The 23816-nt window shown below is 57.7% G+C and carries 21 protein-coding genes; 12 read left to right on the top strand and 9 right to left on the bottom strand.

Annotated elements, in window-relative coordinates; genetic code table 11:
- Window positions 1–91 precede the first annotated feature (91 nt).
- Complete coding sequence (locus GF1_RS11020) at window positions 92–1123, top strand: tRNA dihydrouridine synthase (protein ID WP_267926604.1); 1032 nt, start codon at window positions 92–94, stop codon at window positions 1121–1123.
- Here GF1_RS11020 and GF1_RS11015 read toward each other — a convergent pair.
- The 3 genes from GF1_RS11015 to glgP form a co-directional block, all read right to left on the bottom strand.
- On the bottom strand, window positions 1104–2393 hold the full coding sequence (locus tag GF1_RS11015; protein WP_267926602.1) for a radical SAM family protein: 1290 nt from the start codon (window positions 2391–2393) through the stop codon (window positions 1104–1106). The genes GF1_RS11020 and GF1_RS11015 overlap by 20 nt on opposite strands.
- A 90-nt stretch (window positions 2394–2483) precedes the next feature.
- Window positions 2484–2909 (bottom strand): hypothetical protein, encoded by a 426-nt coding sequence (locus GF1_RS11010; protein WP_267926601.1) that lies wholly within the window; start codon window positions 2907–2909, stop codon window positions 2484–2486.
- A 70-nt stretch (window positions 2910–2979) separates the two neighbouring features.
- Window positions 2980–5175, bottom strand: coding sequence for an alpha-glucan family phosphorylase (gene glgP / locus GF1_RS11005; RefSeq protein ID WP_267926600.1), 2196 nt, complete (start codon window positions 5173–5175; stop codon window positions 2980–2982).
- Window positions 5176–5523: 348 nt separating this feature from the next.
- Between glgP and pal the strand changes: the two genes are divergently transcribed.
- The 8 genes from pal to rlmB all read left to right on the top strand — a co-directional run bounded on the left by pal (window position 5524) and on the right by rlmB (window position 12777).
- Window positions 5524–6051 carry a peptidoglycan-associated lipoprotein Pal gene (gene pal / locus GF1_RS11000; protein WP_267926599.1) on the top strand — a complete coding sequence of 176 codons (528 nt, stop codon included), beginning with the start codon at window positions 5524–5526 and terminating at the stop codon, window positions 6049–6051.
- Between the two features lie 870 nt (window positions 6052–6921).
- The gene (gene ltrA, locus GF1_RS10995) at window positions 6922–8190 is read left to right on the top strand and encodes a group II intron reverse transcriptase/maturase (RefSeq protein ID WP_267926322.1); all 1269 of its coding nucleotides are present in this window, start codon (window positions 6922–6924) and stop codon (window positions 8188–8190) included.
- A 150-nt stretch (window positions 8191–8340) separates the two neighbouring features.
- The gene (locus GF1_RS10990; protein WP_267926598.1) at window positions 8341–8880 is read left to right on the top strand and encodes an OmpH/Skp family outer membrane protein; all 540 of its coding nucleotides are present in this window, start codon (window positions 8341–8343) and stop codon (window positions 8878–8880) included.
- A 14-nt stretch (window positions 8881–8894) separates the two neighbouring features.
- On the top strand, window positions 8895–9740 hold the full coding sequence (locus GF1_RS10985) for a DUF3786 domain-containing protein (protein WP_267926597.1): 846 nt from the start codon (window positions 8895–8897) through the stop codon (window positions 9738–9740).
- 303 nt (window positions 9741–10043) lie between these two features.
- Window positions 10044–10940, top strand: a complete 897-nt coding sequence (locus GF1_RS10980) for a YicC/YloC family endoribonuclease (RefSeq protein ID WP_267926596.1) — start codon at window positions 10044–10046, stop codon at window positions 10938–10940.
- A 121-nt stretch (window positions 10941–11061) separates the two neighbouring features.
- Window positions 11062–11364, top strand: coding sequence for a DUF370 domain-containing protein (locus GF1_RS10975; protein ID WP_267926594.1), 303 nt, complete (start codon window positions 11062–11064; stop codon window positions 11362–11364).
- A complete protein-coding gene (gene gmk / locus GF1_RS10970) occupies window positions 11357–11965 on the top strand; it encodes a guanylate kinase (protein WP_267926593.1) in 609 nt (202 codons plus the stop codon). The genes GF1_RS10975 and gmk overlap by 8 nt, the downstream gene beginning before the upstream one ends.
- Window positions 11965–12777 (top strand): 23S rRNA (guanosine(2251)-2'-O)-methyltransferase RlmB, encoded by an 813-nt coding sequence (rlmB, locus tag GF1_RS10965; protein WP_267926592.1) that lies wholly within the window; start codon window positions 11965–11967, stop codon window positions 12775–12777. Before gmk ends, rlmB begins: the two co-directional genes overlap by 1 nt.
- Before the next feature lie 8 nt (window positions 12778–12785).
- Here the strand turns inward: rlmB and rpsA are convergent, their stop codons facing one another.
- The 6 genes from rpsA to GF1_RS10935 all read right to left on the bottom strand — a co-directional run bounded on the left by rpsA (window position 12786) and on the right by GF1_RS10935 (window position 18656).
- Window positions 12786–13955 carry a 30S ribosomal protein S1 gene (gene rpsA, locus GF1_RS10960; RefSeq protein ID WP_267926591.1) on the bottom strand — a complete coding sequence of 390 codons (1170 nt, stop codon included), beginning with the start codon at window positions 13953–13955 and terminating at the stop codon, window positions 12786–12788.
- A 251-nt stretch (window positions 13956–14206) separates the two neighbouring features.
- Window positions 14207–14731 (bottom strand): YfcE family phosphodiesterase, encoded by a 525-nt coding sequence (locus GF1_RS10955; RefSeq protein ID WP_267926590.1) that lies wholly within the window; start codon window positions 14729–14731, stop codon window positions 14207–14209.
- Between the two features lie 14 nt (window positions 14732–14745).
- Window positions 14746–16557, bottom strand: a complete 1812-nt coding sequence (locus GF1_RS10950) for a RiPP maturation radical SAM C-methyltransferase (protein ID WP_267926588.1) — start codon at window positions 16555–16557, stop codon at window positions 14746–14748.
- Between the two features lie 5 nt (window positions 16558–16562).
- Window positions 16563–17255 (bottom strand): LolA family protein, encoded by a 693-nt coding sequence (locus GF1_RS10945; RefSeq protein ID WP_267926587.1) that lies wholly within the window; start codon window positions 17253–17255, stop codon window positions 16563–16565.
- Window positions 17248–18036, bottom strand: a complete 789-nt coding sequence (murI, locus tag GF1_RS10940) for a glutamate racemase (RefSeq protein WP_267926586.1) — start codon at window positions 18034–18036, stop codon at window positions 17248–17250. Before murI ends, GF1_RS10945 begins: the two co-directional genes overlap by 8 nt.
- A gap of 143 nt (window positions 18037–18179) precedes the next feature.
- Window positions 18180–18656, bottom strand: coding sequence for a Ros/MucR family transcriptional regulator (locus GF1_RS10935; RefSeq protein ID WP_267926585.1), 477 nt, complete (start codon window positions 18654–18656; stop codon window positions 18180–18182).
- Window positions 18657–18995: 339 nt separating this feature from the next.
- Here GF1_RS10935 and GF1_RS10930 point away from each other — a divergent pair, with 339 nt between their 5' ends.
- From GF1_RS10930 to ltrA (GF1_RS10920), 3 genes are all read left to right on the top strand, one after another.
- Window positions 18996–19295: an FmdB family zinc ribbon protein gene (locus tag GF1_RS10930; RefSeq protein ID WP_267926584.1), complete on the top strand. Its 300-nt coding sequence runs from the start codon at window positions 18996–18998 to the stop codon at window positions 19293–19295.
- A gap of 957 nt (window positions 19296–20252) precedes the next feature.
- Window positions 20253–21521: a group II intron reverse transcriptase/maturase gene (gene ltrA, locus GF1_RS10925; RefSeq protein ID WP_267926322.1), complete on the top strand. Its 1269-nt coding sequence runs from the start codon at window positions 20253–20255 to the stop codon at window positions 21519–21521.
- An 822-nt stretch (window positions 21522–22343) separates the two neighbouring features.
- Window positions 22344–23612: a group II intron reverse transcriptase/maturase gene (gene ltrA / locus GF1_RS10920; protein ID WP_267926583.1), complete on the top strand. Its 1269-nt coding sequence runs from the start codon at window positions 22344–22346 to the stop codon at window positions 23610–23612.
- Window positions 23613–23816 lie beyond the last annotated feature (204 nt).

The following is a 23816-nucleotide window of genomic DNA, read 5'->3' as shown; positions in this document are numbered from 1 at the left end:
ATTCTCAGTGGTGCATTATACGAAGGTCTGAGAGAATGTCAATGAATATGAATTCTGGTTCAACCTTTTTTTTCCTTCCAGGACAACAATTATGCTCGAAATACGTGACCTGAAATTTGATCCTCCCCTTCTCCTTGCTCCCATGGCCGGGTTGACACACAGTGCTCTTCGCACCCTGTTGTGTGAGTGTGGCGGGGTTGGCCTGCTGTACACGGAAATGCTTTCCGCAAGGCGGCTGCCGGTGGAAAATCCCACGGTTTCTCCCTGGCTCGTCCGCACCGGGCAGGAAAACCCGCTGTGCTACCAGCTGTTCATCACCAGGCCGGAGGAGGCCGGGCCGGCCCTGGAGGCCCTCCATCGTTTCGGGGCCGACGGGGTGGACATCAATCTCGGCTGTCCGGCGCCGCGGGTCAGGCAGGCAGGGGGCGGCAGTTCGCTCATGGCTGCACCCGACAGGGTGCGGGCTCTGGTCCGCGAGGTTCGACGCCATACCGAACTGGTGCTGTCGGCCAAGATCCGTCTTGGCGAGACCCTGGATGAACGTGGACTGCGGGATTTCTGCCTGATGCTTGCCGGGGAGGGGATAGATTACCTGACCGTCCATGCGCGGCTCCGGGGCGAACAGTTCTGTCGCAAACCGCGTTGGGAATGGATCGGTCGGGTCAAGGAGTGGCTGGACATCCCGGTGATAGCCAACGGCGGTATCTTTTCGGTGGAGGACGCCCGGGCCTGCCTGGAGCTGAGCGGGGCCGACGGACTGATGATCGGCCGGGCTGCGCCGCAGAAGCCGTGGCTGTTTGCCGAGCTGGCCCGGGAGATATATGGCCTGGATCTTCCCCGACCGGCCATGACCCTGCCGGCCATGTACAGCCATTTCGCCACCGCGCTCCTGGAACGGTTCCGGCCGGAGCGGCGCCTGGGTCGGCTCAAGGAGTTCACCCATTATTTCGCCCTCAACTACAGTTTCGGCCATCTGTTGGCTACCTCGGTGCAGGCCAGCACGTCCTTTGCCGAGGCGATTTCCCGGGCCGAGCAGTTTTTCCGGCAGAACGATCCCCGGGGTATGGAAGAGATGGGAGAGCGGCTGGTCAGTCCGGAACTGCTCAGCGAAGCGGCGGATTGAAGTAGCCCAGATGCAGCCAGGGAAAACGGCGCCTCAGTTCGTCGCGCCAGTGCCGGATGCCCAGTGGTGGCCCCGAGGGGGTGAAGCCGATGCTTTGCAGGTAATGCTCGGGATCCATGTTGAGGTTTCGTAGCTGAATAAGATCAGGCCGCCGCTCTTCGATCAATTCGCACAGGGCCTCGAACTCCTCGGGATCGTCGGTGAAACCGGGGAGGATGAAATAGTTGAGTGACACGTGCCGGCCACGTGATTTCATTTCCGTGATGGAGCAGCAGACGTCCTGGAAATCGAATCCTCTGGGGCGATAATAGCGGCTGTGGTATTCCTCCCGGGCCGAGTTCATGGATACGCGGATGGAATCGAGCCCGGCCTCGGCCAGCCTGGCCACGGCGTCCGGCAGGCTGGCGTTGGTGTTGAGGTTGATGGTCCCCCGGTCGGTACGGGCCCGGATTTTGCGAATGGCCTGTTCCATGGTGGCGGCCTGGAGCAGCGGTTCCCCCTCACAGCCCTGGCCGAAGCTGACCACGGGCCGGGGTGCCTTGTTCAGATGCGCAGTCGCGATTTCAGCAAGCTCGGCCGGCGAGGGAGTGAACTTGATCCGATCCTGGGTTGCCGGGCAGCAGCCCGAGGGCTGGAGGGAGATGCAGCCCAGGCAGGCGGCGTTGCATACCGGTGAACAGGGCAGGGGCGCTTCCCAGCGGCCGAGAAAATAGTTGCGCGCCGCCGGGCAGCCATAGGTCAGGCAGCATTTGCCGAGATGCTGGATAAGACGGTTGTCCGGATGGGTTCTGAGCAGTTTTCTGGTTTTGCGATTAATGGTTTTCTGGTCAAACTGATCCGCGTCCTGCCTTCGGTCCCTGTCGCTGCGAAAGGCCGCCACCCAGAACTGTCCGTCCCGCCAGCCCACCGCGGTGTAGGCAAAGAGCGGCAAAAGCGGAGCCTTGTCCGTGCTCTGGTAGGCCGCGGTGTAGATGGCCGTGTGGGCCGGGGCCATGAAGGCGGCCACGGCCTGGACCGTCTCTCCGGGTTCATAGGGATTGGTGTCGAGCAGGGCCGGCTCCCCGGTCTCCGGTTCGATGCCCACCGGCCTTCGGCCCGGCAGGACAAAGAGTTCGCTCCCTTCGGGCAGCGGGATCAGGTCGCCTGGTTCCGGGGCGTAAAAGCTGGTTGCGGCGGCCCCGGCCATCTGCAGACCGTCGTAATCGAGGATTTCACCCCGGCTGTTGGCAAAGACAAGCGAGGGAGGCGTGTTCCGGGAGCGACTGGGCATGGGGAGTTAAAAATAACGGAACAGTAAACGGTTTCAGGTCAGCTGGCCCAGGACGGGTGCCCCTGGCACCCGGCGGGTCCGCTGACCGGGTCAGCGGGGGCGGATTCTTGACAGGATGGAGTCCACGGCCCGGTAAACATCGAGATCATCGCCGAAGATATCCTGGATATGGGGATGATCGATCAGGTCCTCGATGATGTACTGGGTGATGCAGAGGGTGACGAAATTGGGGTCCTGGGTAAGGGTCCGGATGGGCGCTACCTTGAACTGCAGGTCAAACTCATCCATGTCCATCAGCGACTGGAGCTGTTTCTCCATGGATTCCCGGATGGACCGGTCCGAGTTGGTCTCGATGATGTGCTCATCGATGAGCCGCTGGACCAGGGCTGTCGCCAGTTCATGGGCGTTGTCCCGGGCCTTGCGCAGCATGAAACGCCGTTCCTTTTCCCGTTTACGATCAATGGCGTCAATGGTTTTGTTGGCCGCGTTATTGGGGCTTATATGGGCTTTTGCCATGATGTATTCTCCTTCTGGGTAACTGTTGCCGGCTTATCTGGCCACAGTGTACTGTGGTCTGGTCGGCTGCTCAACCGTTTTCCGGATCACTGTGGTACAGCTTGGCGAAGTGATCTATGCGATTTGCGGTCTCGTCGGTGAGCCTGAGGTTATATTTTTTCACGTATTCAGCGGCCATTCTGTGGGTATTGAAGATGGGCACATTTCTTTTCAGGTTCTGGATGGCCCGGTCCAGGTACTCGTCTGGACGGTTATAGAACATGTCGAGTATTTCCGGCAGGAGCCGGTAGAAGGCCAGGGAGTCCTCGCGGTAGAGCAGGGCATCGGGACTCTCGCTCAGGCTCTGTTCGTCGATGGGCCCCTCATGGCCGAATTTCCAGCCCGTGGCGCCCCCGTGGTAGCCCTCCACCCACCAGCCATCCATGACCGAGATATTGGGTACGCCGTTCATGGCCGCCTTCATACCGCTGGTGCCGCTGGCTTCCAGGGGCCGTTTGGGGTTGTTGAGCCAGGCATGGACCCCGGAGACCATCATCTTGGCGACGTGCATATCATAGCCGGGAATGAAAACCAGCCGGGCCAGACCCTGGCTGCGGATAAAGAGATCCTTCTGGTTGTCGAGGATCACCTTGAGTACGGTCTTGCCCGGCTCATCTTGCGGGTGGGCTTTGCCGGCAAAGACGAAGTTGATCCGGTACCGGCCCTTGATGAGAATATCCACCAGGGTGGACAGGTCATCAAAGATCAGGTTGGCCCGCTTGTAGGTGGAAAACCGGCGGGCAAAGCCGATGGTGAACACCCCGGGCTGCAGGACACCTTCTTCATGCAGGTAGGAAAGGTAGTTGGGCGGGTCGATCCAGGTGGTGGTCATCTGGATCCGGTGTTCGGCCAGCATGGTGTTGATATGGTCCACCAGGGTCTGGTTATCCCGTTTCCAGGCCCGGGCGAGGTTGTTTCGGAATCCGGAATCATTTTCCAGTGCGGCCTTGGCAAAACAGCCGGGATCGTCGCGCCAGTCTTCCAGGCCTGGCTGGGCATCGAAGACCCGGGCCCGTTCCTCGGAAATCCAGGTCAGGTGGTGGACACCGTTGGTGATGGCTGTGATCTTGTCGGCAAAGTCGGGGAACTGCCGACGGGTTACATCGCGGTGCAGCCGGCTGACACTGTTGACCGCCCGGTTCACCCGCATGGCCATGGCCGTGAAGTTGTATTCGTTTGGCGACTGCTCATCCCGGGCCAGCAGGTCGAGGATCCGCTGGCAGGTGGAATGGCTGATCCCGGCGTAGAGTTCACGGGAGAACCGGTCGTGGCCGGCCTTGACCGGGGTGTGAATGGTGTAGACCAGCCGCTTGGCTACCTGGTCGGCGGCGGCCAGGATATCGCTGTCGCTCATCTTCTGGTGGTAATCCGGCCCCAGACGTTGTTCCAACTCCCTCAGGATCAGGTGCAGGGTGACGGCCACCCCGTGCTGCTCGTTCAGGTGCAGGGTCCGGGCGGTGAAGCCGAGTCGTTCCATGAGCGGCAGGATACCCGAGCCCAGCAGCCGCCGCTGGTTGGCCTTCATGATGGTGGATTTGGCGTTGTAGAGCCGCTTGGCCGCTTCCTGGACCCAGGGGGGTGAAGAGGGCACCGCGTAATCAAGCAGGAACTCGGGCACGAAATAGTCCAGCTCCTCCCCGGCCTCCAGTTTCATCCACACCTGGGCCCGGGCCATGGTCGGCTGGTCATACTCGTTGTAGAAGGGAACCGGGATTTCCAGGGGTTTTTCGGGCTCGTCAGGGTCCCGGAGGAGGAACAGGGTCGGGGTTTGTTCGGGAGACCAGTGGGTCGCCTGGTCGATCTGGCCGACATTGAAATCGACGATTTGGGAAAAATAGCCTTCCCGGTAGAGCAGGCTCACTGCCAGGACCGGTATCTGCAGGTCGGCAAAGCTCTTCAGGGTATCTCCGGCCAGGACACCGAGTCCGCCGCTGTAATTGGGAATCTTGCGCGGGCCGTGGAGATATTTGTTGATGAAATGCCTGGTCTGGTCGTCGCCGCTGGTGGTGAAATCGTTTTCCAGAAGAAAATCAAGCACCGGATGGAAGGTGTCGGGATCGGCGCCGATTTCCATGGAGATATATACCACGGAGTTACCGTCTGGCCCGCAGAGATTGTTCCATACCCGGTCAAACACATCCTGGGGTACCCCGAAGAAGGTACCGAACTGATTTTTGCAGACCAGTTCCTCGACCGACTGAATTGTAATGGCTTTTTCTGGAGTCACGGTTTCCGCTTGGGTGTGAAGTTTTTTGAAATGTCCAGGTGTACGAAACAATCAAATTTAGATGGGCTGATATGGATTTGCAAGCGATTTCATTGTCCGGGAAAAAAATGTTGAAATTATGGGTTTTTCAGCCGGGAATTATCCTTGACAAAAAAGGGCGGTGACAGTTCATTATGGGGGAGTGAAACAGGTCCTGGAGGGGAGCTCTTCAGGATCGCATCCCGGCTCCCGCCAGGGGAATTTCTCCCCGATTCGGGCGGCGGGGCCTGTACTGGACTCAGCCATGGAGCCGGACCGGCCCCCGGGAATATTTCTGTGCATAAAAATAGAGTGGCGGAGGACCGTGTCATGCGCACCGGTAAAACGTTTTTCCTGACAGTACTTCTGCTGGTATCCACAGCCTTTGTCCTGGGTGGATGCGGCAGTAAAAACCAGAAAGGTTCTGAAGTGACCGCAACCATGGATAGTGAGGCCATGGGGCCGGCAGAACCCCTGGAGACCGAGGTGTCACCAGAGGATACCATCCTGGAGGCCCGGACATCGGCCCCCATGCTGCCGATTTATTTTGATTTCGACTCATCGGCCATTCGTGGGGACCAGGTGGAGCGGATCGAAAAGAATGCCGACTTTCTCAAGGCCAATCCCGAGATCAGGATCCGCATCGAAGGAAACTGTGACCCGCGCGGAACCAGGGAATACAACCTGGCCCTTGGGGAAAGAAGGGCTCAGAGCGCCAAGAAATACCTGGAAAATCTCGGGGTCTCTCCAGACAGGATGAGTACAGTCAGCTGGGGAGAGGAAAAACTGCTCCTCTACGGTCACGACGAACTGTCCTGGGCCCAGAACCGGCGGGACGACTTTGTTATTGTCGACTGACCGGTGGATGCTGACTGATCGCGGGGTAACCACCTTGCTGAAATCACCCGGGAAAGAATGTGCGTGCTTTCGGGTGGTGTAGTAGCGCTGGTACGAGAACCATGAGTTTACGGGAAAGGGCCCTGCTCTTTCCCGGTTTTGTGTTTGCCCGGCATGGCGGGCAAACCCAGCCTGCGGAACGCAGGCGTCACCCCGACCAGGGGGAAGACAATCCGAATCGCAAGGGCGTTGCTGGCAACGGCAGGGTCTGAAGGAAGCGATAGGAAGTGAGCGGTACATAGCGTAAGTGAACCTGATTCGGCGTCATAGGTGGGTAAGCGTGCACAATAGCGTGAAGCCCGATACCTGGTCAGACCTTTGGCGTGATTGAGGATGGGATTGCTCACCGGGAGTTCGCCTTAACCGGGGAAGCCTCCTAGCGTACTTGCAGTACGAGAGTTAAGGAAGGTTCAAGGAGAGATCCAAGGCCTACCGAAGCGGTGGGAGGTGGCAGATGATTCCGTAGTAGTGATGAAATCCCGGCCGGAGAAGCCTGGTAACAGCGTGGAGGATAAAACCGGGATGACCTGTCAGCGTTGTTTGACAGGGGCTGGTATTTGCCAAAAGCGGTATCAGTTGCGAAGGGATGAAGTTTATTTGAAGGTTCCCTGAAGATCATGGAGGTCTGGAGTCAGAACACAAGCTGCCCGACGGGGCGGGGCACATTTTCGGCGGTATGCTGTGAGAGGCCGTCTGCTGATTTTGGCCGTTCATCGGAGTAACCTGAACAGTTGAGCGTACATTGCCCATTGGGATAGAAGGCGCTCTCATTTGGGTGAAGACCCGGGGATTCCAGGCAGAAGTGGAGGGATGGGGACGCAGGACAGGAGCATGGTTGACGTTTGGTACAGTCTGTATGACCGGATGCTGAGCAGGGACGCTCTGCACAAGGCGTTTGGGAAGGTGAGGTCTGCGAAGGGAGCTGCCGGAATAGACGGCCAGTCCATCAAGGACTTTGCCGCATCAGCCGAAGCCAACATCGACTGTCTCCTGAAGGAACTGTGGGAAAAGAGTTACCAGCCACTGGCCGTGCGCCGGGTAGAGATACCCAAGCCAACCGGAGGAGTTCGGTTGCTCGGTATTCCAGCAGTCCGTGACCGTGTAGTGCAGCAGGCACTGCTCGACATTCTCCTGCCGATATTCGATCGGGATTTCCACCCGTCGAGCTATGGCTATCGCCCAGGCCGCAGTTGTCATCAGGCGATATCCAAGGCGACGATGTTTATCCGTGACTACGATCGAAAGTGGGTAGTTGATATGGATCTGTCCAAATGCTTTGACACCTTGGACCATGATCTCATCCTCAGCGCCTTTCGTCGCCGGATCAGGGACGGGAGTATCCTCGGTCTCCTGGAGAAGTTTCTGAAGAGCGGTGTAATGACGGATTCGGGATTTACGGCTAGCGAGATCGGCAGTCCACAGGGCGGCGTGATCAGCCCTCTGATAGCCAATGTGTATCTCGATTCTTTTGATCAATTCATGAAGAATCGTGGCCACCGAATAGTCCGCTATGCGGACGATATCCTGATTCTGTGCCAATCAAAGAAAGCGGCCGAGAATGCTCTTGAGCAGGCACGGCACTATCTTGAAGGAGAATTGCTGCTGACTGTCAACCGTGAAAAGACCCATATCTGCCACAGCAGTCGGGGCGTAAACTTTCTGGGAGTATCCGTATGCTCTCAGTATACGCAAATCCAGCGAGGCAAGATTAAGTCTTTCAAGGCAAAGGTCAAGGCAATGACCCGGCGTAATTCCCCGGTGAATCTTGAGAAAGTGATTGCAGATCTCAATCCGCTCTTGAGGGGATTTGCCAACTACTTCCGGATAGCGAACTGCACAGGAGAATTTTCAAGGCTGATGAGATGGATTCGGAGAAGACTGCGAGCCATCCAGCTGAAATTGTGGAAGAAGCCCAATCGGCTTCACCGCAGGCTGAGGCAGCTTGGATACAGGGGGAAGTTTGATGCGATCAAAATGAACTCCTGGGCCAATGCGGCAAGTCCTTTGAGCCATTATGCCCTGCCCAACGGATATTTACACCGGGGCTTGGGTCTCTTTGATCTTGGTGCTGTATCTACTGGAATCTCTGTTTCAATATGAAGGAAAATAAACAGGAGCCGTATACGAGACCCGTACGTACGGTTCTGTGAGAGGGATGAGGCAAGCGTAATTAACTTGCCTCACCCTACTCGATTTGGGCCGCCGGTATTGATTGGCGGTGAACGGTTTTTTTTTGCCATAGGAGCATAAATGAAGATTCAAGCTAAGATTTACGGTGTTGCGATTGCAGTGGTATGTGGCATGGCCCTGGTCATGTTGACGGGGCAGGCGGTTCAGGCGGCCGCGACAAAGATCGGGGTGGTCAACGTCCAGAAGGTACTCCAGGCCTCCGATGCCGGCAAGGAAGCGCAGAGTGTCATGGAAGAGAAGCTCAAGGAGCTGCAGAAGCAGTTCAGGCAGGAGGAGGAGGAACTCCTGACTCTGCAGAAGGAGATCGAAAAGAAATCCTCGGTCTGGAGCGATGATATCAGACAGGAAAAGGTCATCGAACTGAATAAAAAACGGCGTAACCTCCAGCTCAAGCAGGACGACGCCAATATGGAACTCAAACGGCTGCGGGAGAAAAAATACGGTCCCATCCTCAAGACGCTGGAACAGGTGGTCGAGGAAGTAGCCAGGCAGAAGGGCTATACGATTGTCCTGCCCAGGAACGCAGTGCTCTACTACTCGGAAGATAGCGATATGACGAAGGATACGATTCAGGCCCTGAACAAGAAACTGAAGAAATAACCCGCCATCCCGGTATGACCCCGCACGAATTTCTCAAGTATACCCCGGCCACCAACTGTGGTGAGTGCGGCCATCCCGCCTGCCTGGCCTTTGCGGTCGCGGTCACCATGGGCGGGCTGGATCCCACGACCTGTCCCTATCTGGATCCGTCCTCCCTGCCGGAGGAGTTCAGGGCCGCGGCCGGGGACCGGGGAGGACTGGAACGGGTGGAGAAGGGACAGGACGAACGCGACATGGCCCTGGTAACCCATCTCAAGTCCAAGGTTCGGGATCTGGATTTTTCCACCCTGGCCGAAAGACTGGGAGCATCCTGGGATGCGACCCGGCCCGACAGCCTGGTCTTTGACTACCTTGGCCGGCGGGTGGAGCTGGGGGTGGACCGGGTCCTGATGGACGGCGACGAGCTGGTCGATCCCAGGGATCAGATTCTGCTCTACAACTATGTTGCCTACGGTGGGGGCAGAAAGCCGGACAACACCTGGATCGGCCTGGAAAGCCTGCCCAACACCATCTCCAAGGTTCGGACCCTGGCAACGTATTGCGAAAATCGCCTGGCAGACCGGTTCGCCGGCCGGCCGGGTGACCTGGCCCGGATCTGCAGCCTTCTTGGCGGCCAGCCCGGGGAGGGGGAACAGAGCGGTTCGGTGAACATGGTTATTCTCGTGCTGCCCCATGTACCCCACTACCTTCTGTTCTGGGACGAGGAGCCGGAAGATGGCTTCGAGGCCAAGGTCAAGGTACTCTTCGACCACCATGTCCTGGACTTTCTCGATGTTGAGTCCCTGGTTTTTGCGGCTGAACGGCTGGCGGACAGGATCGCCGAGCTGGACAGCGGCCAGAACCGGGCCGCAGCCGGTTAGGCGGAGCTCCAGGTCCTGACGGTATGGAGGTTGCCCTGCCCATGGTTACGGAATCCGGGTAGACCGCCGATGCTGCTGTTGTACCCGGTTGTCGCCGGGATAGCGGGCCGCCCTTCCGGGAGGCCTTTTTTTATTGCCCGCTCCAGAGGTGTCCGGCGGGTATCTCCATCGGAACCTGTTCCTGTCCGACTGCTCTGCACCGAAAGGGTAGCGCTGCTGCCAGACCGGCTCCGGGCAGCGAGACAGCAACTTTTTTTCACCTAAATTGAACGTTTCACTAATCAAACAGAAAAAGGAACGATTATGCGGCCACGAAGTATGACCGGTTTCGGACGCGGTGAGACCACTGCGGACGACCGGACCTGGATCGCCGAGGTCCGGACCGTCAACCATCGCTATCTGGACCAGCGGGTCCAGTTGCCCCGGCCCTTTGCCGGCCTGGAAGAACGGGTCAAGAAACTGGTGGCCCGTCACCAGGACAGGGGCCGGGTGGAGGTGAGTCTCCAGGTACGGGGAGAAGCCTTGAGCGAGACGGTGCTCAATGTGAACATGGATCTGGCCCGCCAGTATTATGACTGTCTCGCCCGCCTCGGCGAGGAATTTGACCTCAGCAACGGCAACGGCCGGTCTCCGGTCGGCCTCAGTCACATGCTGACCCTGCGGGACCTGATCACCCAGGAAGAGCAGAGACCGGATCTGGACCGGGAATGGCCGTTGGCCCGGCAGGCCCTGTCCAGGGCCCTTGCCGAGTGTGATCAGATGCGCTCCGTCGAGGGGCAGGCCCTCAAGGAGGAGCTTCTCGGGCGCCTGGACCGTTTTGCCCGCATCCTGGAGACCATTGAAGCGAAGATCCCTGAAATTCTCTTCCAGCGCCAGAACGAACTGCGGCAGCGGATAGAAAAGCTCCTGGGCAGCATGGACATCGATCCCATGCGTCTGGCCCAGGAAACCGCCATCATGGCCGACAAGTGCGACGTGACCGAAGAAACCGTCAGGCTGCACAGTCACATCGACCAGTTCCGCCATTTTCTTGAGCTTGATGAACCGGTGGGCCGGCGGCTGGATTTTCTCCTCCAGGAGTTCCTGCGCGAGGTCAATACCCTGGCTTCCAAGATAAGCAACAGCGAAATCGCCCATCTCAGCGTGGAGATGAAGAACGAAATCGAGAAACTGCGCGAACAGATCCAGAATATCGAGTAGCGGAGTGTCAACGGTTGACAGTTTCTCGTATCTATTTGGATGTCGGTCAAAATCAGATGTCAACAATGATCATGCAGGGTAACGGTATGTCAACTGTTCTCTGTCAACTTTAAGCTGTATCATGGATGGAAGACTCATAAATGTCGGTTTTGGCAATGCGGTCAAGATAAGCCGTATCCTGGCGGTGGTGAACCCGGGCTCCTCGCCCATACGCAAACTCAAGGAAGAGGCCCGGCGGGAAAAAAAGCTCATCGACGTCACCGAAGGACGGCGGACCCGGGCCATCATCATTCTCGATTCCGGCCACCTGGTGCTCTCTTCGGTGCAGCCGGAAACCATTAATCAGCGTTTTGCCGCCCTGGCCGCCGAACAACAGAACCCGGTCCGGATCCTGGGCCGGTTCCAGGAGAATAACGATGAGTAAGGGCTTCATACTTGTCATTTCCGCGCCTTCGGGCTGCGGCAAAACCACCATTTTAAGAAAGGTCATGGGCGACCTGCCCGGGCTGGTTTTTTCGGTTTCCCATACCACCAGGCCGCCCCGGCCGGGAGAAGAAAACGGCCGGGACTACCATTTCGTTACCCGGGAGCAGTTTATCGCCATCCGGGACCGGGAACCGTCGGGTTTTCTGGAATGGGCCGAGGTCCACGGCAATTTTTACGGGACCGGCCGGGACGAGGTCGTGGCCCGGCTGGAACAGGGTCTGGACGTGGTCCTGGATATCGATGTCCAGGGGGCCCGGCAGATCCGCCGGACCGCGGAGCCGGTGACGGTGTTCATCGCTCCCCCGTCCCTGGACGAACTGGCCCGCAGGCTGCGGGGCCGGGGCACGGAAACCGAGGAGACCATCGCCCTGCGGCTCAGGAATGCGGAGATCGAGATGGAGGCGGCGTCGGAGTATGATTATCTGGTCATAAACGACCGGCTGGATGAGGCGGTGGAAAGCCTGCGGGCTATTATCATTGCCGAGCGCAGCCGCCGACGGCGGCGGATAGACGGGACCCAGGTCCCCGGTATCATCTGATGGTAAAAGGAAAAGCGGCAAAGAAGATGCGCGGGCCCGGTCCGGGCGGTGGAAAGCAGCAATCCCAGGAGGTGGACCAGGAACGTATCTGGGGACTCAATGCGGTCCAGGAAGCCCTGCGTTCACCGGGCAACATCGAGGAGATCCTGGTTGTCAAGGGCAAGGGCGGGCCGAAGATCCAGGCCATCATCGAGACGGCCCGACGCCAGGGGGTTCGACTCCGTTTTGTCGAGCGAAACCGGCTGGGGGTTGCCCCGTCCTGCCGCCACCAGGGCGTGGTGGCCCGGCAGACCCAGGCGACCCTGGTACCGCTGGAGAGATTACTGGCATCCCTTGAGGAGCAGAGTTCGCCCCGTCTCCTGGTGCTCGACTCCATCCAGGATCCGAGGAACCTGGGCTCCATCCTCCGTTCCGCCCTGGCGGCCGGATTCGGTTCGGTCATCCTGACCCGGGACCGGTCCGCGCCCCTGTCCGGCACCGTGGCCCGGACCTCGGCCGGTGCCGTGACCCATCTGCAGATCGCCCAGGTGGGTAACCTGCGCGATACCCTGGCCCTGCTCAAGGAGCGCGGTCTGTGGATCTACGGTGCCGTGGTCGGATCGGAGGCCGGCTCCATCTATGAGACCGACTGCACCGGCCCGGTCGCCCTGGTGATCGGCAGCGAGGGCAAGGGAATCCGGCCTCTGGTCCGGAAGGAGTGCGATCACCTGATCACCATTCCCATGGCCGGCGATTTCGATTCCCTCAACGCCTCGGTGGCCGCTGGAATCATCATGTTCGAGATCAAGCGGCAGCAGGAGGGGGCCGGTTGATCCAGGTTCTATTTTTTCAGCTGCGCCTTGAGCAGGTCGCCAAGCGTCCCCATGGAGCCGGGGGCCTGTGGCCGGAAAGACGGTTCCCGGCCGGACTCTTTTTCTTTTTTCTCTGTCCCGGCTGAGTCGGTAAAGTCCTCCGGAACCAGGGATATCCGCTGTTTTTCCCGTTCCACACCGTCGATCTTGACCGTGATCTCCTGGCCCGGTTCCAGGACCTCCCGCGGATGGTTGATCCGCCGTCCGGCTCCCAGCTTGGAGATGTGCAGCAGTCCGTCCACCCCGGGTTCCAGGGAGATAAAGGCGCCGAAGTTAGCCAGCCTGGAAACCCGGCCCACATGCACCGAGCCGACGGGATATTTCTCTTCCACCCGCTCCCAGGGATTTTCCAGGGTCTCCTTGAGGCTCAGTGAGATCCGGTCGCGCTCCCAGTCCAGTTTCTTGACCACCACCTGCACCTTCTGGCCCTGCTCCAGTATATCCTCGACCCGCTCCACCTGCCCCCAGGCGAGTTCGGAGATCGGGATCAGGCCATCCACTCCGCCGATATCGACAAAGGCGCCGAATTCGCGGATGGACGACACCGTCCCTTCAACCTGCATGCCCTCTTCCAGGCTCTGCTCAAGGGCTTCACGCTGCCGGGCCCGTTCCTCTTCCATGACCGCCCGGGCCGAGAGTATGATATTGCGGCCCCGGTTACCGAACTCGATGATCTTGAAAGAGAAAGTCTTGTCCACGTATTCATCCGGGTTCTCGATCCGCCGGATATCCATCTGCGAATAGGGGCAGAAGCCCCGCTGGCCCGCCACCGTGACCTGGAAGCCGCCCTTGATCTCGCCGGTGACCCTGCCTTCCACCGGGATCCCTGAATGAAAGGCATCCTCCAGTTCCTGGACCGAGGCCTGACCGGAACCGATACGGGTGGTGAAGACCATCTCGCCGTTGCGCACGGCCAGGAGAAAGACCGCCAGGGTGTCCCCGGGCTTGACGGTGAGCTCGCCATCCTCGTTGCGCAACTCGGCGGCGCTGATCACGCCTTCGCTCTTGGCACCGACATCGAGAAAGACATTCTCCCCGCTGGTGCCGGCAACCACGGCCTCTACCTTGTCGCCGGGAAAAAGTTTCTGCTTGGTGACGGTTTTTTCCTGGAAGAGATCTTCAAAACGTTCGTCGCTCATGATGCGTACCACAATCTGTAATAAGAAATAAATGAGATGGGAAAACCATGGACCGGAACTGCACATGGCTTCCAGGTCGGGATTCCCGGCTTTCAGCCCATCCGGGCCTCCAACCATTTTCCATGGTTCTGTCTAACACCCATGCAGGCTCCCACGGCCTGCACAACGAAACATGAAAGCTGTTGTCCCCCCCGGAGGATGGGACGAGACTTTTATGTAAATTGGTCCGGACAAGGTCTGGAAGGGGCACTCTACAGCAGGTCGTCGTCAAAAACAAGCTGCTCGCCGGCATCCAGGCGCCGGGTTTCCAGGGTGACGGTGTCCAGGAGAATAAATCCGGGAACCTCGTCCTTGCCGAGCAGGTCACCGGGGTTGACCAGCAGGCAGTTGCCGACCCGCTCCACCCGGTACTCATGGTTGTGCCCGCAGCAGACCACGTCGTATTTTCCGGTACAGGCCAGGCCCATGGCGGTTTCCGGGTAGTGGATAAAACCGATCCGCAGGCCGTCGACCTCTATTTCGCCCTGGACACCGTGGTGGCGGATATTCTCGAACATGGTCTGGCACCGCGAGGAGATGAGATGCTGGTCGCCGGCATTGTTGCCGTAGATGAGATGGACCTGCCCCTGGAACCGACGGAGCTGGGAAAGCATGAATGGCGAAATCAGGTCGCCGCAATGGATCATGATTTCGGCTCCCTCGCGGTTGGCAAGCGAGACCGCCCGGTGCAGGTTGGGAATCATGTCGTGGGAATCAGATACAATGGCTATCAGCATGGTCTGTTCATGGCTCAGGATTGGCTGCTGGCCGCGCGCTCCCTGAAGGCAAGGGCCAGGACAGTGTCATCTTCCCGGAAGAGCAGCTGTTTTTTTTCAAGATCGTCCAGGAAGGCTGTGAGTTGCTCTTTTGTAACCTGCTGGAAACGGTGCAGCAACTCCTTTCTCGTCACCGGGCGGTCGCAGGCCAGATAGATCTGGCGTGACAGGCCCCGCAGCCGGTGATGATAGGTCTTTTGTTTCTGCTTCTCCTTCGGATCGGGTCGTTCCTGGCGGATGATCAGGAAACTGCCCCCGTCACGCCAGCTGAGCGGAGGACGGCTGGGGTCCCGGTTTTCATGGAAGGCGGTCCATCGGGCTATTTTGTCCCGCACCGGCTGCCACTGTTTTCTCTGGGCCTGCCGGTCACCGCGGTAGGACTTGATCAGCATTTCCAGCCGGTTCAGGATATTGTCCGGATAGAGCAGCCGGTTTTTGGGATGACTGGTGATGGCCCTGATTCCGTAATCGGCAGGACTGGCCCAAACCGGGCTGCCAAGGCCGAGAAAAAAACCGGCGGCCTGCAGAGGACGGTAGGGCAGGACCGCGTCAAGTACCCGCAGGGTTTCCTGGACTTCGGCCCCGGTGGAGCCGGGAAATTCCAGGATCAGGTTACCGTCCAGCTTCATTCCGGCTGCGGCGGCATATTTCATCGCCGCCACGTTATCCATGACCCGGACCCCCTTTTTCATCCGCTTAAGGAGGGTGGAGGACAGGGCCTCGATACCCACCTGGACGCTTTCCAGCCCGCCCCGACGATAGAGGTGGTAGGTCTTTTGTTTCTGCATGGCCCGGATCTCGGCAAAAAAACGCAGGTCGTCTCCACCGCTGACCATGGATTTGAAAAACCGATCCGCCTCGCGCACCGGCAGAGCGTTGTCGGTGAAGGTGAAGTCCAGGCACTGGTACCTGGTCTTGAGATGCTGGATTTCCGCCTCCATGCGGGCGGCCGATTTGCAGCGATAGCCGCACCACTGCAGGTTCAGGTTGCAAAACGTGCACTTGTTCCACCAGCAGCCGCGGGAAAACTCCACCGGCAGGGTGGGGATGAAGACCATGCCGGATTGACGCAGGTCCTGGAAGTAGTCATCGAAATCAGGGACAGGCAGTTGGTCGAGCTCCCTGATCTCCCGGTTTTTAAGGGCGGATATCTCTTCCGGATCGGCAGGGAGGTTGACACGGCTGAGAATATTGTCCCGGCCCTCCTTTTCCTCCCCGGCCAGCAGGCGGCAGAGGTCCTCCAGGGGACGCTCGCCCTCACCGGTGATAACATGGTCCACCTGGGGGAAGACCTCGAGAAGAGTACTGCCGATGGCCGGGGTGCAGGTGGAGCCTCCGAAAACAATGGGGATATCGGGGTGGATCTCCTTGATGCGGGCCGCACCGTAGAGGCTGGGCGGCAACTGGGCGAAGCAGACCGCGAAACCGATCAGGTCAAAACCTTCGAGCTCCTGCGTCTTGAGCCAGGAGGTGAACTGGTGCTCAAGCAGCCGGGTGATGGCGTGGAAATCGGCCTGGAGCGAGCCGCGCATTTCCCGGTTAAAGAGCTTTTCGGCCTGGCTGCGGTGCTCGGGAAAGAGCAGGCCGGAGTAGAGCGCTTCCCCGGCCCAGGAATTTTCAGCGATGAGCCGGTAGCTGTCGGTACCGATGAGCCGGGCGACATCGAGGAAGGGGTGGCTGGTGACGCACTCGATCCCCCGGGACTGGAGGTAACTCTTGAGAGTGCCGAGCTGGATGGATGGGCGGTTGAAAATCGCCCACGGCATGGAGACAAGCAGCACGCGCATGGGCTTTACTGGGTAATGATTTCCGTGTCGGGCGGGATCGACAGGTGAATGATCTGCTGCAGGGCCTCTGTATCGTCCGGCCGCAGTTCATCGGTCCTGATGTTGGCGAAGGTCAGTTCGGTAACCGTGTCAAAATGATCCTCGATGATGATCCGGTGGATCAGGTGATCCCTGTCAAACCATATCTGTACTTCCTTTATCTGCGGATGGGGACGGCGGGGCACCAGGCGGATGGAGCGCAGCGCCGGCCCGGGCAGGGAAGATACATACCGGGTGTCCGGAGGCAGGGCGTTGAAGTCGTCGAGCAGGTTCCGGGTGCCGGCGAAAAAACCATAGGTGATGTCGGACTCCAGGGCGCTGGCCGGGGTGACGATCATCTGTTTATCCTTTTCCGTGTAGATGGAGAGGGTCTGGCCGTCACTGACAATGACCTGGCGGTCCGGCTGCAGGTAGTCCCAGCGCATGACGCTCTTGTGGCCGGCCGGGCGTAAGAAGACGGCCTCACCCCGTCCATACCTCTCCCGGCCGCCGGTCCGGGTGATCTGGGTGAAATCAAAACAGAGGCTTGTCAACCGCTGATAGCGCTCCTGCAAGGCCCGGGCGTCCCGGACAGCGTCGTTTTTTGTGGAGGGGGCACCCAGCGCGGTGGTGGAGAGGGGTACGACGACAAGGAGCAGAAGCAAAAAAAATCTATACATGGATCGTCTCCAGATCTATGGGGCGGCCGAAGATCTTCCCGGCCAGTTGCCGGATCGCTCCGGTACAGTCGGAGACCAGGAACCGGCTCTGTTGCCCGCTCCGGCGCACCCTCTCGGCCAGGTCCGGATGGTCCTGGAGATAATGGTGCAAATGTTGGGCAACTGCAAGGGAAGAATCGATGAGCTGAACCCGCCGGCCGATACGCGGCCCGATCAGGTGCTTGAGCAGCGGGTAATGGGTACAGCCCAGAACCAGGGTGTCGATCTGTCGGAGGCGCAGGGGATAAAGGTAGCGGCGGAGAATCATCTTGGTCTCCCGCCTTGAAAGCCAGCCTTCCTCGACCAGCGGTACCAGCAGGGGGCAGGGCTGGCTCAGGACGGTGGCCGAAGGGAGCTGTGCCTGTATAGACCGTTCGTAGATCCCGCTTCTGACCGTGGCCCGGGTGCCGATAACACCGATCCGGCCGCTTCTGCTGACCTGAACGGCCTGGTCCACCGCCGGGCCGACCACGTCCAGGACCGGTACCGGGTACTGCTCCCTGAGGACACCGGTGGCCACGCTGGCCGCCGAGTTGCAGGCAATGACAATGATGCTGGCCCCGTGTTCCAGGAGCAGTTCGGTGTTATGACGTGAATAGTCAATGATGGTGCTCCGGCTCTTGGAACCATAGGGGGTCCGGGCGATATCACCAAAGTAGATAAGGGGCAGGCCTGGACAGTGCTGCTCGATGGCCCGGGCCACTGTCATTCCGCCGACACCGGAGTCAAATATACCAATCATGGGGGAAAGATGCTGGAATTCTGTCCCGATAAACAGGTGCGTACCTGTTATGTGACAGAACAATGGGGGTTGATACAGTAACGTAAAAAGGTCAGAGCAGGTCTGACCTTTTTACGTCAAGACGGTATTACTGGAGAACTTCTTTATTTTTTCTTTTTAGTCCGGGCAGCTATCGCCTTTCTCAAGTTCTCCGGCAGGCCGCGTTCTTTACCTGATTTGGAACGCCGCTCGGAAAGGGATTTCGCGCAGAGGGGCTGGCGGGCGGAAAATCCATATTTTTTCCTGTACTCCTTGGAGGTGAGACCATGGGATTTGAGATGCTTTGGCGAAAGCATTTTGAACTCCTGGCCGCACTCAAGGCAGACAATCTTGTTGCGCTGGATAGATTTCCGCGGATCCATGACCGGCTTGTTTTCGTCGTCGCCTGCGTCCTGGCCGGAGATCTCCGCCTCCTGTAACCCCTTCAAAGTCTGGAAGGTTTCGTTCAGAGCCACCTTGATTTCGTCGGTGCTCATCTCCCGGGTGCTGATTTGAGACTGAATAATTTCAGCAGTCATTTCCACAAGTGTTTTAGTCATTTGCTTATCCTCTCTTAGTAAATATCTGAGGTGCTGACGCATCCTCTGCAAACGTCTGCGGGATAATATAGTAAAAATTCAGGCAATGCAAACATTTTATTAGAGAAAAAGAGATAATTATGCAATACAGTGATGTTTTATAGGGGCTGCGGCGCATCTCGCTGAATTATTAGATGAAATTCACTGTGGTGAAAAGCACGGCATCGGCGCGGGCCGGTGGAGACCGGTTCGGGAGGCTGGCGCACCACTGGAGCTGCAAGGGAACAGGGGCAGGGGTTGACAGGGGGATGAGGCAGGATTATGGTACTTGTCAGTATCTGGGGAGAAACAGGTTGCTAGGCTGTATCCTATTGAAAATATTATTATTGAGAGGTGTTTCCAATGCCTATCTATGAGTATGAATGTTCTGCCTGCGACAAGGTGTTCGAGGTCCAGCAGCGCATCAGTGACGATCCGCTTTCCGAGTGTCCGGACTGCGGCGGCAGCGTCAAGAAACTGGTCTCCATGAGCGCATTCCATCTCAAGGGCGGTGGCTGGTACAAGGACGGCTATGCCGGTCCTTCCAATGGTAACGGCAGAAACGGCGGTTCATCCGAGAAAAAGGAGAGCTCTGCCCCGGCCTGCGGCAAGGAGGGCGGCGGGGGCTGCAAGAACTGCCCTGCGTCAGCCGCCTCCGCCTGACCTCGCTCCTTGACAGGCTGTTGAAAAACGTAGCGAGTAAAGATGAGCCAAGGAAATTGAGGCGGGAAAGCGCAGTGTACATATAGAAGTACATGAGCATTTCAGAGTCTCGCAGGCTCGCTTACCTGAACCGAATTTTGACGCAGTATCACCCGGCGCAGTAGTTTTTCAACGGCCTGTTAAAGGCTCTGCTCTTTTCAAAACCTGGCTTTGGCCAGGTTTTTTTTGTGTTTGCCCGGCATGGCGGGCAAACCCAGCCTGCGGAACGCAGGCGTCACCCCGACCAGGGGGAAGACAATCCGAATCGCAAGGGCGTTGCTGGCAACGGCAGGGTCTGAAGGAAGCGATAGGAAGTGAGCGGTACATAGCGTAAGTGAACCTGATTCGGCGTCATAGGTGGGTAAGCGTGCACAATAGCGTGAAGCCCGATACCTGGTCAGACCTTTGGCGTGATTGAGGATGGGATTGCTCACCGGGAGTTCGCCTTAACCGGGGAAGCCTCCTAGCGTACTTGCAGTACGAGAGTTAAGGAAGGTTCAAGGAGAGATCCAAGGCCTACCGAAGCGGTGGGAGGTGGCAGATGATTCCGTAGTAGTGATGAAATCCCGGCCGGAGAAGCCTGGTAACAGCGTGGAGGATAAAACCGGGATGACCTGTCAGCGTTGTTTGACAGGGGCTGGTATTTGCCAAAAGCGGTATCAGTTGCGAAGGGATGAAGTTTATTTGAAGGTTCCCTGAAGATCATGGAGGTCTGGAGTCAGAACACAAGCTGCCCGACGGGGCGGGGCACATTTTCGGCGGTATGCTGTGAGAGGCCGTCTGCTGATTTTGGCCGTTCATCGGAGTAACCTGAACAGTTGAGCGTACATTGCCCATTGGGATAGAAGGCGCTCTCATTTGGGTGAAGACCCGGGGATTCCAGGCAGAAGTGGAGGGATGGGGACGCAGGACAGGAGCATGGTTGACGTTTGGTACAGTCTGTATGACCGGATGCTGAGCAGGGACGCTCTGCACAAGGCGTTTGGGAAGGTGAGGTCTGCGAAGGGAGCTGCCGGAATAGACGGCCAGTCCATCAAGGACTTTGCCGCATCAGCCGAAGCCAACATCGACTGTCTCCTGAAGGAACTGTGGGAAAAGAGTTACCAGCCACTGGCCGTGCGCCGGGTAGAGATACCCAAGCCAACCGGAGGAGTTCGGTTGCTCGGTATTCCAGCAGTCCGTGACCGTGTAGTGCAGCAGGCACTGCTCGACATTCTCCTGCCGATATTCGATCGGGATTTCCACCCGTCGAGCTATGGCTATCGCCCAGGCCGCAGTTGTCATCAGGCGATATCCAAGGCGACGATGTTTATCCGTGACTACGATCGAAAGTGGGTAGTTGATATGGATCTGTCCAAATGCTTTGACACCTTGGACCATGATCTCATCCTCAGCGCCTTTCGTCGCCGGATCAGGGACGGGAGTATCCTCGGTCTCCTGGAGAAGTTTCTGAAGAGCGGTGTAATGACGGATTCGGGATTTACGGCTAGCGAGATCGGCAGTCCACAGGGCGGCGTGATCAGCCCTCTGATAGCCAATGTGTATCTCGATTCTTTTGATCAATTCATGAAGAATCGTGGCCACCGAATAGTCCGCTATGCGGACGATATCCTGATTCTGTGCCAATCAAAGAAAGCGGCCGAGAATGCTCTTGAGCAGGCACGGCACTATCTTGAAGGAGAATTGCTGCTGACTGTCAACCGTGAAAAGACCCATATCTGCCACAGCAGTCGGGGCGTAAACTTTCTGGGAGTATCCGTATGCTCTCAGTATACGCAAATCCAGCGAGGCAAGATTAAGTCTTTCAAGGCAAAGGTCAAGGCAATGACCCGGCGTAATTCCCCGGTGAATCTTGAGAAAGTGATTGCAGATCTCAATCCGCTCTTGAGGGGATTTGCCAACTACTTCCGGATAGCGAACTGCACAGGAGAATTTTCAAGGCTGATGAGATGGATTCGGAGAAGACTGCGAGCCATCCAGCTGAAATTGTGGAAGAAGCCCAATCGGCTTCACCGCAGGCTGAGGCAGCTTGGATACAGGGGGAAGTTTGATGCGATCAAAATGAACTCCTGGGCCAATGCGGCAAGTCCTTTGAGCCATTATGCCCTGCCCAACGGATATTTACACCGGGGCTTGGGTCTCTTTGATCTTGGTGCTGTATCTACTGGAATCTCTGTTTCAATATGAAGGAAAATAAACAGGAGCCGTATACGAGACCCGTACGTACGGTTCTGTGAGAGGGATGAGGCAAGCGTAATTAACTTGCCTCACCCTACTCGATGTTTGCCCGGCATGGCGGGCAAACCCAGCCTGCGGAACGCAGGCGTCACCCCGACCAGGGGGAAGACAATCCGAATCGCAAGGGCGTTGCTGGCAACGGCAGGGTCTGAAGGAAGCGATAGGAAGTGAGCGGTACATAGCGTAAGTGAACCTGATTCGGCGTCATAGGTGGGTAAGCGTGCACAATAGCGTGAAGCCCGATACCTGGTCAGACCTTTGGCGTGATTGAGGATGGGATTGCTCACCGGGAGTTCGCCTTAACCGGGGAAGCCTCCTAGCGTACTTGCAGTACGAGAGTTAAGGAAGGTTCAAGGAGAGATCCAAGGCCTACCGAAGCGGTGGGAGGTGGCAGATGATTCCGTAGTAGTGATGAAATCCCGGCCGGAGAAGCCTGGTAACAGCGTGGAGGATAAAACCGGGATGACCTGTCAGCGTTGTTTGACAGGGGCTGGTATTTGCCAAAAGCGGTATCAGTTGCGAAGGGATGAAGTTTATTTGAAGGTTCCCTGAAGATCATGGAGGTCTGGAGTCAGAACACAAGCTGCCCGACGGGGCGGGGCACATTTTCGGCGGTATGCTGTGAGAGGCCGTCTGCTGATTTTGGCCGTTCATCGGAGTAACCTGAACAGTTGAGCGTACATTGCCCATTGGGATAGAAGGCGCTCTCATTTGGGTGAAGACCCGGGGATTCCAGGCAGAAGTGGAGGGATGGGGACGCAGGACAGGAGCATGGTTGACGTTTGGTACAGTCTGTATGACCGGATGCTGAGCAGGGACGCTCTGCACAAGGCGTTTGGGAAGGTGAGGTCTGCGAAGGGAGCTGCCGGAATAGACGGCCAGTCCATCAAGGACTTTGCCGCATCAGCCGAAGCCAACATCGACTGTCTCCTGAAGGAACTGTGGGAAAAGAGTTACCAGCCACTGGCCGTGCGCCGGGTAGAGATACCCAAGCCAACCGGAGGAGTTCGGTTGCTCGGTATTCCAGCAGTCCGTGACCGTGTAGTGCAGCAGGCACTGCTCGACATTCTCCAGCCGATATTCGATCGGGATTTCCACCCGTCGAGCTATGGCTATCGCCCAGGCCGCAGTTGTCATCAGGCGATATCCAAGGCGACGATGTTTATCCGTGACTACGATCGAAAGTGGGTAGTTGATATGGATCTGTCCAAATGCTTTGACACCTTGGACCATGATCTCATCCTCAGCGCCTTTCGTCGCCGGATCAGGGACGGGAGTATCCTCGGTCTCCTGGAGAAGTTTCTGAAGAGCGGTGTAATGACGGATTCGGGATTTACGGCTAGCGAGATCGGCAGTCCACAGGGCGGCGTGATCAGCCCTCTGATAGCCAATGTGTATCTCGATTCTTTTGATCAATTCATGAAGAATCGTGGCCACCGAATAGTCCGCTATGCGGACGATATCCTGATTCTGTGCCAATCAAAGAAAGCGGCCGAGAATGCTCTTGAGCAGGCACGGCACTATCTTGAAGGAGAATTGCTGCTGACTGTCAACCGTGAAAAGACCCATATCTGCCACAGCAGTCGGGGCGTAAACTTTCTGGGAGTATCCGTATGCTCTCAGTATACGCAAATCCAGCGAGGCAAGATTAAGTCTTTCAAGGCAAAGGTCAAGGCAATGACCCGGCGTAATTCCCCGGTGAATCTTGAGAAAGTGATTGCAGATCTCAATCCGCTCTTGAGGGGATTTGCCAACTACTTCCGGATAGCGAACTGCACAGGAGAATTTTCAAGGCTGATGAGATGGATTCGGAGAAGACTGCGAGCCATCCAGCTGAAATTGTGGAAGAAGCCCAATCGGCTTCACCGCAGGCTGAGGCAGCTTGGATACAGGGGGAAGTTTGATGCGATCAAAATGAACTCCTGGGCCAATGCGGCAAGTCCTTTGAGCCATTATGCCCTGCCCAACGGATATTTACACCGGGGCTTGGGTCTCTTTGATCTTGGTGCTGTATCTACTGGAATCTCTGTTTCAATATGAAGGAAAATAAACAGGAGCCGTATACGAGACCCGTACGTACGGTTCTGTGAGAGGGATGAGGCAAGCGTAATTAACTTGCCTCACCCTACTCGATGTTTGCCCGGCATGGCGGGCAAACCCAGCCTGCGGAACGCAGGCGTCACCCCGACCAGGGGGAAGACAATCCGAATCGCAAGGGCGTTGCTGGCAACGGCAGGGTCTGAA

It is taken from the genome of Desulfolithobacter dissulfuricans (genome assembly GCF_025998535.1).
Taxonomy (GTDB): Bacteria; Desulfobacterota; Desulfobulbia; order Desulfobulbales; family Desulfobulbaceae; genus Desulfolithobacter; species Desulfolithobacter dissulfuricans.
The sequence above is the reverse complement of the archived record's forward strand: the minus strand, read 5'-3'. Positions and strand labels throughout refer to the sequence as shown.